A 16,229-nucleotide genomic window follows, 5' to 3' on the forward strand; every position below is an offset into this window, starting at 1 on the left:
GCGAATTTATCCGGGCGTGGGGGAAGCTGGGCACGCCGGAAAAAGCTGGCTGGATGATAATCGATACGATGATGAACCTGGAACTGCTGTTCTGGGCTGCGGAAGAGACCGGCAACTGGGAATACTACGATATCGCGTACAAACATGCGCTGACGACCATGCGGGAATCCCTGCGGGATGACGGGTCCTCATATCATGTTATCGAGTTTAATACGGAAACCGGAGCTGTCCAAAAACGCCGCACGCACCAGGGATACCATGACGAATCGACCTGGGCTCGGGGACAGGCCTGGGGGATCTATGGATTTGCAAATGCCTATCGCTACACAGGTGATCAACGGTTTCTTAATATCTCAAAGGCTATGGCGGACTATTTCCTGGCCCATTTGCCAGAAGATCATGTGCCGTACTGGGATCTGAACCTCAGCGGAGAGGATGTAGTTCGCGACGCCTCTGCCGGTGCTATTGCTGCTTCCGGAATGTATCTCCTTGCCGAAAAATCCCAGCGGAAAAAGGATGTGTTAAATTATCGAAATAATGCTCATACCATTGTGAATTCTTTAGTTGAAAAATACCTGTATACCCAAAACGATCGGGAAACCGAGCAGGGTTTGCTGCTGCATTCAGTGTATAATTACCACAAAGATTGGGGCGTGGACGAAGCCAATCCGGCCGGCGATTATTATTTTCTCGAAGCGGTCTATAAGCAGCATCGATTGCAGCGGGAAAAGCATTTTATCAGAGATACCGGGATTAGGACAACCTATAACTTAAACCGGGAATGGTTTTATTCCGAATCCTCGGCTGAGCAGGTGGATGGCCTGTATCCGGCGGCGAATGACTGGGAAAAAGTTGATCTCCCGCATACCTGGAATGTCGGTGATGTCATGGACCCGGAGCCGGGGTACCGCAGGGATGCCGGCTGGTATGAGAAGACCGTATTTATTCCGGCGATGAGTGGGGCGCATCGATATCTGCTATACTTCGAAGGAGCGAATCTGAAAGCCGATGTGTACATCAACAACCAATTAGCGGGTAGCCATATCGGAGGCTATCTTGGGTTTAAATTCGACATCACGGAATTCCTGCAAGCGAATACTGAAAACACAATCCGTGTGCGAGTGGATAACTCGTACGATCCCAAATTGATTCCTTCCCAGAAGTCCGACTTTTTTATCTACGGCGGTCTCACAAGGGATGTCTGGCTGAAAGTGGTATCGAGTGTGTACGTTTCCGATCTGAAGATCAGTACACCCGAAGTATCGGCAGAGTCAGCACAAACCAATGCAGAAGTGTCCATTCGTAATACATCCGAAAATCGGGAGACATTGACCCTTAGCATGCAGATCCTTGATGCGACCGGAAAAGTGGTATCCCAGGATGAAAAACGTGTCCGGATTGGCGGTGGAGAATCTGAAAAAGTAACAGTGGATCTGCCCTCTGTGAGTTCACCAAACCTCTGGTCTCCTGATAGCCCTTACTTATACACTGTGCAGACAGAACTAAGAGATGGCAATGAGCGTATTGACTCCATCTCAGATAAGATTGGGTATCGCTGGTATAAATTTGAGAAAAACGGGCCGTTTTATCTGAACGGAGAACGACTGCTGATTCGCGGAACGCACCGGCATGAAGAACATGCCGGCTATGGAAACGCAATGCCGAACAGACTGCACATCAAGGATATGCAAGCCATCAAGGAAATGGGAGCGAATTACGTCCGGCTGGCCCATTATCCGCAGGAGCCGGCGGTATACGATGCCGCAGATTCCCTTGGATTACTGATTTGGGACGAATTGCCCTGGTGCCGCGGAGGTATAGGCGGACCGGAGTGGCAGGCCAATACGACGCGGCTGTTGAAGGAGATGATCCGGCAGAATTACAATCATCCGAGTATCATTCTCTGGTCGCTTGGAAATGAAGTATACTGGCTGCCGGATTTTGAGGACGGCGGGAATACCGATTCACTGAAAGCCTTTATGACAGAACTGAATGAGCTTGCTCACAATCTGGATCCCGGCCGCTTGACCGCCACAAGGAAGTTTCCCAAAGCCCCGGACATTGTGGATGTCTATTCGCCGTCCATCTGGGCAGGCTGGTATTCCGGCGTGTACAAGAATTACAAGAAGGCACTCGAATCCGCCCGGGAGAAAAATGACCGATTTGTTCACATGGAATACGGCGGCGCGAGCCACAAGGGTCGCCATACCGAACATCCGATTACCGGCGAGGGAATGAAAATTGAGAGTGGCTGGACCGAGAAGCCGAACCAGTACGAGGTGAAGAGCGTGGCCAAGTCAAGCAACTGGACCGAAAACTACATCGTGGATTTGTTTGACTGGCATCTGTATGTCTCAGAGAACACAGATTGGTTTACCGGCAATGCCCAGTGGGCGGTCAAGGATTTCGGGACGCCGCTACGGCCGGAAAACGCCATTCCGTTTGTCAATCAGAAGGGCTTGTTGGACCGTGCTGGCAACCCCAAGGACGCGTATTACGTCTACAAATCGTATTGGACGGACTCACCGAAATTTGCCTATATCGAATCCCACACCTGGACGCATCGCAGTGGACCGAAAGGCGTTGCCAGGGAAGTCACCGTCTATAGCAATTGTGAATCGGTGGAACTGCAACTCAATGGCGAATCATTGGGCAAGAAGGATCGTGACGAGAGCGTCTTCCCTGCCCAGGGATTGATTTGGGAGGTGAATTTCAGGGATGGTGCGAACGAACTCGTTGCTGTAGGATACACAGACGATGAAAAGGTGACAGCTGATTCACTCTCCATCGAATATAGCAATGAGAAAGCCGGGAGCCCGGAGGAGATTGTTATGTCTGCTTCGGAGCTGCCGAATGGCAATGTACTGGTGGAAGCCCTGTTTATCGATGATGAGGGCAGGCGTTGCCTTGATATTAATGACCGGATCTATTTTACGGCGGACGGCAGCGGCCACCTGGTGCCAAACCAGGGGATTATGAATCGCAGTTCGGTGGTCGAGGCAGCGAACGGCCGGGCGGCGATTGAAGTAGTACCGGTGCCGGGTGAACGGACGGTCATCGAGGCCCGCAACCAGGATTTCAAGGGTTCGTACCTGGAGTTAAGCGGCCGTCATGTCATGAAACGAAGTGGATTATAAGCAGAAAATTTAGCGGGAAATAACTATGAATTTGAAATTTGTACGAAGAATTGTCCTCACGACAGTTATTGCTATAGTATTTGTGTCTATACAATCCGAAGGTGTCCAGGCACAGGCACGTATGGACTGGGTGCCTGAAATCCTCGACGGTGACGCGGCAGAATCGGTCTACTTGCCTGATTACTCCTACGCTGGCTATCGCTGGGGAGAAGAGGAATTTCCTGAGTTCAGTACCACCATCGATGTGACTGAATTCGGTGCAGTACCGGATGACGGAGAGAACGATACCGAAGCCATCAAAAAGGCGTTCGAGAAAGCGCATGATATGGATGAACCGGTCACAGTGTACTTACCAAAGGGACAGTACATGCTGACAGAGATCCTCTACATTGAACGGAGTGATTTCATTCTGAAAGGCGCCGGAAGTGGAGAGGATGGCACCATCATTTACAGCCCGCTTCAGTTGACCGAACTGCCGACACCGGATGATCTAAAAGAGCTGGAGGAATACCTGACCACATACAACAAGAAGGAAGACGGCGTGCCGTACTCACTGTATGCCTGGTCCGGTGGATACATATGGCCCCGGGTACCTGGGAAGCGCGTCAAGGCATACATGGAGAAATATAACACCAAACAAAAGGTGCTGACTTCTGCCAGAGATGGAAAACGTGGCAGCCATTGGATGGTAGTACAATCGGGGAAAAAACTGTCAGTTGGTGAAATGTACGAGGTGCATTGGTATAACAAGGAAGGAAAGGCATCGTCCTTAATACAGCATATCTACGATAATCAGGTTAACCAAATAAAAGTGGGGAGCCGTCACTGGGAGAACCCGGATATTCCTCTGGTCTCTCAGCCTGTGACAATAACAAGAATAGCCGGCGATACCGTCTGGACGAAGGCGCCGCTACTCAACGATATTCGACCCGAGTGGGAATGTACGCTTACCGACTGGGAGCACCTGGAAAACGTGGGGATCGAGCATCTTCGGTTCGAGTATCCGTATACGGAATATCGCCTTCATCATGTCGGCCGTGGCTACAGCCCCATGTATCTGACCAGCCTGAGTCACTCCTGGGTAGACGATATTACTGTACACAACGGATCCAACGGAGTGCTCAGCGACGACTGTGCGAACGTCACTATCCGGGATTTTGAGACTACTGGTTCCAAGTATCACTACGCCGTGATGATGGGCGAAGTCCATAATATGCTTGCCGAAGATATCCGTGCCAATGCGGATGCCATGCATTCCATTAGTCTGAATACGGGAGCGACCAACTGCGTCTTCACCGATTGTCAGTTGAATGTGAACCCCACGATGGACCAGCATTCCGGAATTAATTATCAAAACCTGTTCGAGGAAATCTATGTAGAGGAACCGGACAAGTCCCACCGGTATATCGACGACGGCGGCGCTGGCTACTGGAAACCATCGCACGGCGCGTTTACCACGTTTTGGAATATTGAGGTGAATTATACCTTCGAACATCCATCTGACGAAACAATTACTGTACAGGGAGTGCAGGATGGCCCCTCTGCTCGTATCATTGGGCTGAACGCCAACTATCCGGTAGAAATCGATTATAAACCCAATTCGTATATCGAGGGGACAAACCGCACAGATTTGAATATTCCCTCGTTGTATCAGTATCAACTTGAGCAGAGATTGCATCGATAATTTTCAACGAAACCGAGCTGATTTTATGCGAAGACTAATGCGCAATTTATCTCTATTTATTGTCATGGCTGGGGTTACTCTTCTGTATTCCACGGATGTCTCCGCCAATGATAATCTGACCAAGACTCTCATTCAGATTGAAAAGAAACGGGTCATCACCCAGGCTGATCAGTTCATGGATGAAGGTCCAATCACCATTTCTGCCCATGTAGCCGAGCGAAGCGCCGGCGGTATCCATGATTTTTATTCCGAGGGCGATTACTGGTGGCCGGATCCGGATCAGCCGGACGGACTGCCGTATATCCGGAAAGACGGGATGACCAATCCGGAGATTTTTGTAAAACATCGCCAGGTGATGCGTCGGTTTAGCATACATGTGGGCGCTTTAGTGTCGGCATATGTGATAACCGGGAAGAATGAATACGCAAACAAGGCAATTGAGCACCTGCGGGCGTGGTTTGTCACCGATTCAACCATGATGAACCCGAATCTGAACTACGCCCAGGCTATTCCCGGTCGAACAAAGGGCAGGGGAGTCGGCATCATCGATACCATCCACCTGATAGAGATCGCCCGCGCCATTTCAATACTGGAGAACCGGGGCGAACTGAATTATACCGATGCCATCGGAATCAAGCGCTGGTTTGCGTCGTATCTTGACTGGCTGACCACCAGCGTGAACGGAATCGATGAGATGGAGCGAGAGAATAACCACGGCACGTGGTGGGTGGCGCAGGTTGCTGAATTCGGTCGGTTAATAGACTCGACGCCAGTACTGGAGTTCTGTCGCGAGCGGTATAAATCTGTGTTGCTCCCAAACCAGGTCTCGCCGGAAGGGAAATTCCCGCTGGAGCTGGAGCGAACCAAACCGTATAACTATTCGCTCTTCAATTTTGACGGTCTGGCGCTGATCTGCCATATCGCATCCACGCCGGAGGATAATCTCTGGACATACGAAACGGAGAGTGGCGCAGGAATGAAGAATGTGGTGGAGTTCTTGTATCCGTTTATCAAGGATAAGTCCAATTGGCCGTACGAACCTGATGTGATGTACTTTGACGAATGGCCGATGCGTCAGCCGGGACTCTTGTTTGCCGGATTAGCGTATGACCGGGAAAAATACATCGAACTCTGGAAGCAATTACCGGCAGAGCCGGAAACCCAGGAAGGGATACGCAACTTCCCGATCCGGTATCCGTTGCTGTGGGTTAATACAAATTAAACATAATGAGGGTTAGTATGGACAGACTACAAATAGTAGAAGCGATTGAGGAAAGCGGCGTTGTCGCAGTCATCAGACTGAGCGACACGGACTTACTTCGCGAGATTATCGACGCATTAGCCGATGGCGGTATGCGAGCCATTGAAATCACGATGACGACACCAGATGCGATCGAAGTCATCCGGGAAACGGCTCAGTCTGTCCCGGACGACTTCATCATCGGCGCAGGAACGGTGCTCGATGCAGAGACGGCCCGACAGGCAATCCTGGCCGGGGCCGAATTCATAGTCAGTCCGGTGACCGATAAAACAGTTATCGAGATGGCTCACCGATATGATAAAGCGGTCGTACCGGGAGCCTTCACCGCCACGGAAATCCTGCAGGTGTGGGAATGGGGCGCCGACGTGGTTAAAGTTTTTCCCGCGACCGCTGTTGGCCCCAAATATTTCAAAGATATCCACGGACCTTTACCCCAGGTGAAGTTGTCGCCGACCGGGGGAGTGAATCTGGACAATGCGGCAGAGTTTGTGAAACATGGCGCCCGGTTCCTCGGAGTTGGCTCTGCACTGCTCGATAAAAAGATGATAGCTGAGAAGGACTGGGAAGGCCTGGCTGCTCATGCGAAAAAATTTATTACCGAGGTAGAAAAAGGTCGGCAAAGCAAATAATTAGTATATGTAATTAAGTATGATTAGGAGAAGAGACGGAGTATAGATATGGCGAAAAAAATAGTCACATTCGGCGAAATTATGTTGCGGCTTGCGCCGTATAATTACGAAAGAATCGTTCAGGCGGGAAGCTTCCAGGTGATTTATGGCGGGGGCGAAGCTAACGTGGCCGTTTCCCTGGCACACTATGGGAACGAGACCTGGTTCGTCACGCGTTTGCCGGAACATCAGGTCGGACAGGCAGCTTTGAACGCCCTTCGCAGATACGGTGTTAACACAGAATATATCCTCCGGGGCGGAGAACGACTGGGGATCTATTTTCTTGAACATGGGGCATCCGTCCGTCCATCGAAGGTGATCTATGATCGCTCGAATTCGGCAGTATCACAATTACAGCCCGGGGATATCGACTGGAGTGAAGTATTCGAAGGAAAGGACTGGTTCCACGTCACAGGTATTACGCCGGCATTAGCGGCAAACTGCGCGGAGGCGAGCGTTGAGGCGGCGAAAGTGGCAAAAGAAGCCGGTTTAACTGTGAGCACCGATCTGAACTACCGCAGCAAGCTCTGGAGCAAAGAAGAGGCGAAGGAGACCATGACCAAACTCGTGGAATATGTCGACGTTGTGGTTGCAAACGAGGAAGATGCTGCTGACACCTTCGGCATCATGGCGGAAGAGACCGACGTGACCACTGGCGAGCTCGATCTGGAGCATTACAAATCGGTGGCGGAGCAGCTGAGAGATTACTGCAATGCAGAAGTGGTTGCGATCACGCTGCGAGAGAGCATTTCCGCCTCGGATAACGGCTGGTCAGCCATGCTGTATGACGGTGAAAAACTCTATCAGAGCAAGAAATACGACCTGCATCTGGTCGACCGTGTCGGCGGCGGCGACTCATTCTGTGCCGGACTTATCCACGGACTGATTTCGGAATGGGATAAACAGAAATCACTCGAATTCGCAGTCGCAGCTTCGGGTATGAAGCAGACCATTCCCGGTGATAAAAACTTGGTAACCGAATCGGAAGTGCTGCATATCTCCCAGGGAGATACCTCCGGACGAGTGCAGAGATAATGTAAATGCAGGCGATTTGTATAGGGAAAACAACGAATGACAACCATTAAAAGATTACGAAAATTTGTTGTAATACTTCCGTTGGTACTGCTTTGCTTTGCGACCAGCGTCAACGCGGAAACCATCACTGTGAATAGCCTCCCGGCGCTGGTCTCTGCCGCTGGAAACGCTGAAGATGGAGATATAATCGTCTTGCGGGACAGCACCTATTATGCGACCGGTGAGATCGACTTTGAAGACATCTATGGGAATGTGAACGATACAATCACCATCAAATCTGAGACCGTTGGCGGAGCCGTCATCGATGGTGTCAGCGGTTTTAAGGTCCATGATTGTGCATACCTGAAATTCGATGGATTCAAATTCGTTCATGCCGCAGAGGATAAGTCTTTCGCTATCTACGGCTCACAGTCCATTCGGGTAACAAATTGTACGTTCGATCTTGAAGAGAACGGCTCGAAGAATTACTGGCTGTATGCCAGTGGGACCATGCCTAATGGTGAGGCCCCGCATCATATCCGCTTTGACCATAACGACTTCTACGAGAAGTACGATGAGGGCTGTTTTATTGTGGTGTACGGTCCCAGTGACGATATAACCAAGCATGTCCGCATCGACCACAATCGGTTTCGCGGGCACTATTTCACCGGCAGTAACGGCGGGGAAGCCATCCGGTTCGGCGACAGTAACCGGCAAAACCATTCCTCATATGCGATAATCGAGTCGAATCTGTTCGAGAACTGTGAGGGCGATCCTGAAGTAATTTCCTTTAAGACCACCAACGGCATCATTCGCCGGAATACATTGAGCGGATGTAACGGCAGCATTACGCTTCGTCATGGTGACAGCTGCCGGGTGGAAAGTAACTACATCATGAACGGGGATGGCGGCATCCGGTTCTACGGTGACAATCAGGAGATTATCGGCAATTATATCTTTAATAACGATAACATCAAGCCAAGTGGTGAGGCCTCCAGCGCCAGAGGTGCGCTGGTAGTTGGAGGCGGAGATGTTGATGATCTGGCGAATGGTGAGAATACCTACGACCGGCCGAGTAATTGTCTGGTGGCTTACAATACGCTGGCCTATAACCTTGGAAAGAATCTGGATATAGGCGTCTTCGGTGGAAACTATGCCCCCGAAAATCTCCGGGTGATGAATAACCTCATTATCAGTGATGAGGAAGAACTCGTCACTTACTCGATGACTCCCGAAAATCCAACATTTGAAGGCAATGTGTTGTGGGGGACTGCAGACCGGGGCGATATGCCCGGCAGCGGATACACAGAGGTCGATCCTGACATAACCGATGATGCATTCCAGGTGTACCACCTGAATTCAAGCAGTCCCTTGATTAACGCGGCGGTTCCGATTCCGGATTTAGCCTATGCCACGGATATCGATGGCCAGCCTCGGGATGACTTCGACATTGGCAGCGACGAGTCTTCATTTGAACCGGCAGTTCATCGGCCACTATCGCCGCTGGATGTAGGCCCGGTCGAGGGCGATTCTACCGGCGGTCCGGATATCTACTGTGACACGGTGGATGACATTTATGCCGCTCTCCAAAACGCCAGTCCGGGGGACCGAATTATTCTGGCGCCCGGCACCTATGAGGGTGACAATAGTGACAGCGGTGAGAGCAGAGCAATCTTTTATGCGAGTGTTGACGGGACAGCTGAAGAACCCATCCAACTAATAAGTCAGTATCCTGATAACAAGGCAGTACTCAGGGGCGAAACAATGGAGCACCACTATGTGCTGTACATAACCGGGGATCACTGGATTGTCGACGGACTTGAACTGACCAATGGGAACAAGGGAGTTATGATGGATAACTCTCATTACACCACACTGAGGAACCTCGACGTGTACGGCATTGGTCAGGAGGGGATCCATCTCCGTGATGGTAGTGCTCATAATCTGGTGGAAGATAGCCATGTTTATGAAACGGGATTGGTAATTCCGGATTACGGTGAAGGCGTGTACGTCGGATCGGATGACGGGAAATGGGATACGTTTGAATACGATGACAACTACAACATTATCAGAAACTGTGTCATCGGGCCGAACGTAAGCGCAGAATCGGTGGATATCAAGGAGGGCACAGTCGGGACGATCATCGAATACTGCACTTTTAATGGCACTGGCATAACGGGAGAACATTACGCTGACAGTTTCATCGATGCCAAGGGCGACAGCGCAATTATCCGTTACAATACAGGATATCGGAACGGCAATGCCAATATCACGGACGCATTTCAGGTCCATGAACATACGGATGGCTGGGGATTCGGCAATGATTTTTACGGGAATGAATTATATCTGGATACGAGTGCCCCGTATGTCATTGATGTCTCATCCGGGTCGGCGATGGCGAGCGATAACATTCGACATCCGTCCGGTAATATGTATAAAGGCAATGTGTATGTGTACAGTGGCGAGCTTATGCAGGCGATCCTCTCTTCCAATGATGTGACAGCCAGTAGCGATGATGGCAATATTCCGGAGAACACTCTTGATGGAGATTACGATACTCGGTGGTCTGCGGAGGGGGATGGCGAATGGATTCAATACGATCTCGGCAGTGAATTTGCCGTGGCCGATGCCCGGTTCGCATTTTTTAACGGCGATAATCGAACGTCATATTTCGATATCCAGGTTTCGTCGGATGGCGAATCCTGGGAGTCCGTTCTGGAAAATGCATCCAGCAGCGGTTATACCAATGAACTCCAATCGTTCGACCTGGATGAAAGTCGTGGGCGGTACGTTCGCTACGTCGGACATGGAAATTCAATCAACGAGTGGAACAGTATCACAGAGACAGAGATCTGGGTTCGCATCGAAACCGGGATTCACTCAGATGAACAAACAGCCCTTGCAAATGAATTCTATCTAGGAGATAACTATCCGAACCCGTTCAATCCGGTGACCTCGATGGAGTTTCAATTGCCCGCAAGTGGTCATGTTGAATTAACTGTTTACAACGCCCGTGGGCAGCAGCTACGCGCACTCATCGCCGGAGAGATGACCGCTGGCGTGCACCGGGTTCGCTTCGACGGGAATGATTTGCCATCAGGGATATACTTCTATGTTCTTCGAACAGAGAATAAAGTGATGAGCAAAAAGATGGTGCTCCTGAAATGATGTGTTACAATAAATACCCCCGGATGCTTTTTGCAACGATCTGCGTAGCGTTGATTTCATTCATCACTACCTCTTTTGCCCAGGATACTGTGGCAATAGCGACTTCCTTTGAGCTGGGAGAGACGCCGGAGTATCAACTGGGAAGCATCCATGGACAAAACGGGTGGCTGGTCTCCAGCGGCGCGGGGAGTGTTGTTGAGGATCCACCATATGCATACAACTCTGACCGTGGATTACAGATTGGAGCGTCTGGCAGTGCTTTGAAAATTGCTCACACCGCATTCAGCGCATCCCAAGCCGGGCTGTCCGGTATAGTCTACTTTGATATGCAGGTCAAAGTGAACTCCATTTCCGGAAACCCGGTCACAATGAACGGCTATGACCTGTTTGGCGGAAGCCATAAGCGGACATTTGTGGTGGATTTTACCATCCCATCCGGCGGAAACGGTTCGGTCCGTGGCTACAGTGATTGGCATACAAATCAGATAGGAACATATTCAACTGGCGAGTGGGTCCGAGTATCAGGGAAGGTGAATTATAGCAACGCTATCTATCAGATTTTGGTAGACGGTGAGGGCGGACAATCGCTGGATTTCAGAGAATCTTATACGCCGGACAGAACAGGAGGGGTAAAAGAGTATCATCAACTCCTCTTTAATTTCGGCTCCGATGATGAGACTGGGACCACCGACTTCGCTGTGGACAGTATTTATATTGGTACATCACCTCTCCCGGATCTGAACTTCCCGCCGCTTGATATCGAGCATACTGTAGAAGTAACCCAGCCCGTCGTTGGTGAAATAACGCTCGATCCGCCGGGACCGGTCTTCCAGGACAGCGCTGAGGTGACCGCGACACTGACGCTGCCCGACGGATATATGAACAACGGCTGGACCGGTGATCTGAGCGGAACCGAACTCACCAAAACGTTTTTTGTGACGCAATCCATGGAAATAAGCGCGGATGTGGGCGTCGATTTCGACTCACCACCGCCGTTATATCTGGTTACGGTTATCCAGCCTGACACCGGGTATATAACACTTGACCCCACCGGGACTGAATTTTATAAACATACACCCGTTACAGCAACCCTGACTGTACCGGCTGGCTATATCAATCTTGGTTGGACCGGCGATTTATCTGGTACTGCCCTTACGCAGGAGTTTCGTGTCCTTTCCGAGATGACCCTCAGCGCTGAGGTCGCACAGGATACCTCTGAGCCCGAAATTATTTATGTCTCCACTGATGACGGATTCGTGGGTGCCGTGGATGAGGCTGGGCCCGGCGATATCATCGAAGTGGCGCCCGGTTACTATGATGTCAGCCTGACGATGGAAAACAGTGGCACACCGTCCGCTCCTATCATAATCAGATCGGAGCAGAGAGGGGAAGCCGAACTTGGCGGTGATTCCCGGATGGATCTAAGTCAGGTAGGATATTTAACAATCGAAGGTTTTGAGTTTACCACCTCCGCCTACACCGCGATTAAACTGCAAGCCTGCCATAACATTCGAATCACGCGCAATACGTTCCGGCTGAACGAGTCCGGTTCGGCAAAGTGGATTTTGATCGGCGGCATTTGGGATGATCCAAACGCAACAAGTCATCACAATCGTGTCGACCATAATCTGTTCGATGAGAAGCATCAGCTGGGGAACTGTATTACCATCGATGGGCAGGACGATCCTGTCTACCAGGTAAGCCAATACGATCGGATTGATCATAACTATTTTCGTAATATCGGTCCCCGACACGAGAACGAAATGGAGACCATCCGCATCGGCTGGAGTGAAATGTCCATGTCCAGTGGATACGCAGTGGTAGAGTACAATTTGTTTGAGAATTGTGACGGTGATCCAGAGATCATTTCGGTGAAATCGTGCGACAATACCGTGCGCTACAATACCTTTCGCCGAAGCCAGGGAACCGTCGCGTTGCGCCATGGCAATCGCAATACCGTCGATGGCAATTTCTTCTTCGGCGAGGGTAAGTCCGGGACCGGCGGCGTGCGGGTATACGGCGACGATCACCGCATCTTCAACAACTATTTCCAGGGATTAACCGGCACGCGCTGGGATGCGGCCATTACGCTGACCAACGGCGATTATGACAGCGGCTCGGACTATACTGCGCACTGGCGGATTAACCGCGCAGAAATCAGCAATAACACGCTTGTAAACAACCTTCATAACATCGAAATCGGGTTCACCAATAACGGGAACTACGGTAAGCCGCCCAGAGATGTAGTCATCGCTGACAATCTGGCTTATGGGGTACAGAATGAACTGATCAAAGTTTACACCGGACCGATAAATATGACGTACTCCGGCAATATAATGTACCCGGACAGTGCTGCAACACTCGGAATCTCTGCGACAGGGGATGAGGTCAGCACCGTCAATCCCGAATTGCAGATGAATGGTGCCTTTTATCGACCTATGACTGGGAGTCCGGTTATCGATGCAGGTGTTGGACTGTACGATTATGTCTCGGATGATATGGACGGTCAACCACGGGACGAGTCACCTGACGTCGGTGCGGACGAATTCTCGCAGGAACCGATGTTAAGAAGACCACTGACACCGGATGATGTGGGGCCGGATGCCGGAATGACGGGAATCGAAGAACCTGAGGAAAAAAGTATTCCGACACGAATCGGATTGCTCCGGAGTTATCCCAATCCATTCAACGGAGGGACCGTTATCACATTTCAACTTGAACGTAGCCAGCCACTTGCTGTAGAAATCTATGATATCCGCGGTCGACTATTGACAACGCTGGCGGATCGGAGTTTCAGCGAAGGCATCCATTCGATTAACTGGATCCCCCATGATTTGCCTTCGGGGATGTATTTCTGCCGGATATTCAACAAAAGCTTTCAATCTCAACACAAACTCATATATCTGAAATAACAATGAGGATTAACCAAAACTTGATAAAAATGATGAAACAATTATTCAGCACTATTCTGATCATGCTTATTGTCTTCTCAGCCGCTAATGTATTAGGCCGAGAGGAATTCATACCGCCCGATCGTGTGCTAACAGACGCTGAGTTGATTGAATTCCTGGTGATTTCAGGTCCGGAGATGCAACCGATTGAAGATGCTGCAGCGAATGGCGATACGGTCGAAGCGCTGCAGCTGCTCGCTGCATATCTGAAAGAGCAGGCGTCGGATCGATTCTATTTCGATTGGAAAAAATTCCGAAACCGTTTTCAGGAGTATCAGGACCAGTATTCGGGGGAGAAGGTCGGGCATTACCAGCAGGCCGAACTGCACAGGTCTCTCTATCCTGCGGATACCGAATGGGAATTGCCCTTTAAAAATCTCCTGGGGGAAGATGTTACTGCCTATGAATTGCGGCACCTTGCCCGCCAGCAAAAATCCGATGATAATGCATTGGTATACTACTATTCCGGGGAGGACACAACGTACCTGAATTACTGGGTACGGCAAATGGCCGATCTCAATGAAGCGTTTGCCGCCGATGCCTATGATGATGAGGGGAACGGAATTTACGAGCGATATCGCGCAGGCCGCCGGATGCAAAACTGGCTGCTGGCTCATCATTCGTATTTGGCAAGCGAAAACTACGGTTGGGAAGAGCAACTATTATTCATCCGAACAGCATTGCATCATGCTGCTCAGATGGCAGAGCGGACTGAGGAATTCAGCTATGGGAACCACCACACGAAAGGTCTGGTAGGACTTTTCCAGATCGTGACAAGTTTTCCTGATTTTCGGGGAATGGAGCAATGGCAGCAGCAGGCGCTGAGTGGGTTAGAGTTGCATCTGCAACGGGAAGTCAACGATGATGGTTTCCAGTTTGAACGGTCTGTCCATTATCACAAGGGCGATATTGATAACTACTTTTGGGTCTACCAGTTGGGGAAAATTAATAATGTAAACATGTCCGCATTGTTTGAAAAACGAATCCAGGCGCTATTTGATGCCTTAGTTAAAATTGCCCAGCCAAATAAGCGTACTCCGGTCCTGCAGGATGATACGGATCGTGCGTATGCCGAGAATAACAAACTGGGTCGTATCATGACCGTTGGCACCATCCTGTTTGAAGAACCGACCTACCGGTACTTTTGCAGCGGAAATATACCGGCGGATCTCTACTGGTTCCTCCGGGAACAGCAACTTACTCAAGTGAAAGCGATTCAGCCGAAACCACCTGCAATGGGATCGGTCGCGCTGGAAGAGACTGGCTATTATGTTATGCGCAATGGCTGGGCTGATAACAGCAAGCAGATGGTCATTTCCGCAGGGATCTCTGACCAGAAGCCCGATCACCAGCACGGCGAGATGATGAGTTTAACTGCGTACGCGAACGGTTACGAAATTCTGCCGAACTATCAGGTGCACTACGATATCCCGACATACCGGTACTGGAAGAATTCCTGGGTGAAAAATGTAGCATTAGTTGACAGCATCCCTTTAGGGCGCGGTTGGCAAGGAAATGAAGGCGGTTCCGGGTTTGGCAAATGGGAAACTCTGCCGAATCCGACTGTTAATGTCTGGAAAGCGGACAGCAGTTTTGATTACTTCAACGGCTCCCACGATTCCTACGATTCAAGGGGAATAAATTATTCCAGGGATGTGCTGTTTCTGAAAGACGGTTTTTGGGTTGTGCAGGATAATTTCACTAGTAATGAACCACATGAATACCAACAGATCTGGCAGGGACATTACACGGTGGAACCCCCGGGGAAATCCCTGCGGTCCTCGCTGAATAACGGGCACGGTCTGATGATTCTGCCTGTGACCGATGTCGATGAAGTACGATTCGGCGGACTCCATGGGAAAGAGAACGCCATGTACGTTTCCGAAGGAAAGATGAACTACAACCAGACGACAGTTCTGTTTCCCTACGAATCCTATCGGGAGTTGCGTGCAATCGAAAAATCTGGGACAAAATTGACCATCAACGACTGGGTAATTCAATCGAATACGAACCGGGAAAGTATTACCGGTAAGAATATGAATTCCGATGCTGAAACATTTGTCGCAAACCAGCGGGGGGAATACTACCTGTTCAATTGCTCGTCGCTGAAAATGGAGAGCCAGGGATTCGAACTAAATACAACTGGCACGTTGTACGTGCGAACGGTTGGTGACCAATGGAAGATTACCAGTCTGAGTGAAAAACCATTGACCCTGAAGTTTTCAGAGGCCATCCGTTACAAGACTGACGATGCCGGAAATCGGACGGAAAAGAAGCGGGATGTTGAGATTGCTCCCGGAAACTCAGCTCTAATCCAGTGGTAACAAGGAGAAAACCGCAAGTTTT

At 50.2% G+C, this 16,229-nt stretch carries 8 protein-coding genes; all 8 read left to right on the forward strand.

The window, feature by feature from the left end:
• Positions 1-479 precede the first annotated feature (479 nt).
• The 8 genes from K9N57_11890 (at position 480) to K9N57_11925 (ending at position 16,207) form a co-directional block, all read left to right on the forward strand.
• Positions 480-3,137, forward strand: coding sequence for a glycoside hydrolase family 2 protein (locus tag K9N57_11890; protein ID MCF7804885.1), 2,658 nt, complete (start codon positions 480-482; stop codon positions 3,135-3,137).
• Between the two features lie 25 nt (positions 3,138-3,162).
• Positions 3,163-4,821 (forward strand): glycoside hydrolase family 55 protein, encoded by a 1,659-nt coding sequence (locus tag K9N57_11895; GenBank protein ID MCF7804886.1) that lies wholly within the window; start codon positions 3,163-3,165, stop codon positions 4,819-4,821.
• Between the two features lie 25 nt (positions 4,822-4,846).
• Positions 4,847-6,043 (forward strand): alginate lyase family protein, encoded by a 1,197-nt coding sequence (locus K9N57_11900; protein MCF7804887.1) that lies wholly within the window; start codon positions 4,847-4,849, stop codon positions 6,041-6,043.
• A gap of 17 nt (positions 6,044-6,060) precedes the next feature.
• Positions 6,061-6,711: a bifunctional 4-hydroxy-2-oxoglutarate aldolase/2-dehydro-3-deoxy-phosphogluconate aldolase gene (locus K9N57_11905; GenBank protein ID MCF7804888.1), complete on the forward strand. Its 651-nt coding sequence runs from the start codon at positions 6,061-6,063 to the stop codon at positions 6,709-6,711.
• 48 nt (positions 6,712-6,759) lie between these two features.
• A complete protein-coding gene (locus tag K9N57_11910) occupies positions 6,760-7,785 on the forward strand; it encodes a sugar kinase (GenBank protein MCF7804889.1) in 1,026 nt (341 codons plus the stop codon).
• Between the two features lie 36 nt (positions 7,786-7,821).
• Positions 7,822-10,932 carry a discoidin domain-containing protein gene (locus K9N57_11915; protein MCF7804890.1) on the forward strand — a complete coding sequence of 1,037 codons (3,111 nt, stop codon included), beginning with the start codon at positions 7,822-7,824 and terminating at the stop codon, positions 10,930-10,932.
• An 89-nt stretch (positions 10,933-11,021) separates the two neighbouring features.
• A complete protein-coding gene (locus K9N57_11920; GenBank protein MCF7804891.1) occupies positions 11,022-13,844 on the forward strand; it encodes a T9SS type A sorting domain-containing protein in 2,823 nt (940 codons plus the stop codon).
• A 29-nt stretch (positions 13,845-13,873) separates the two neighbouring features.
• Positions 13,874-16,207: a heparinase II/III family protein gene (locus K9N57_11925; GenBank protein MCF7804892.1), complete on the forward strand. Its 2,334-nt coding sequence runs from the start codon at positions 13,874-13,876 to the stop codon at positions 16,205-16,207.
• Positions 16,208-16,229 lie beyond the last annotated feature (22 nt).

This window comes from Candidatus Neomarinimicrobiota bacterium (assembly GCA_021734025.1).
Taxonomy (GTDB): domain Bacteria; phylum Fidelibacterota; class JAANXI01; order JAANXI01; family JAANXI01; genus JAANXI01.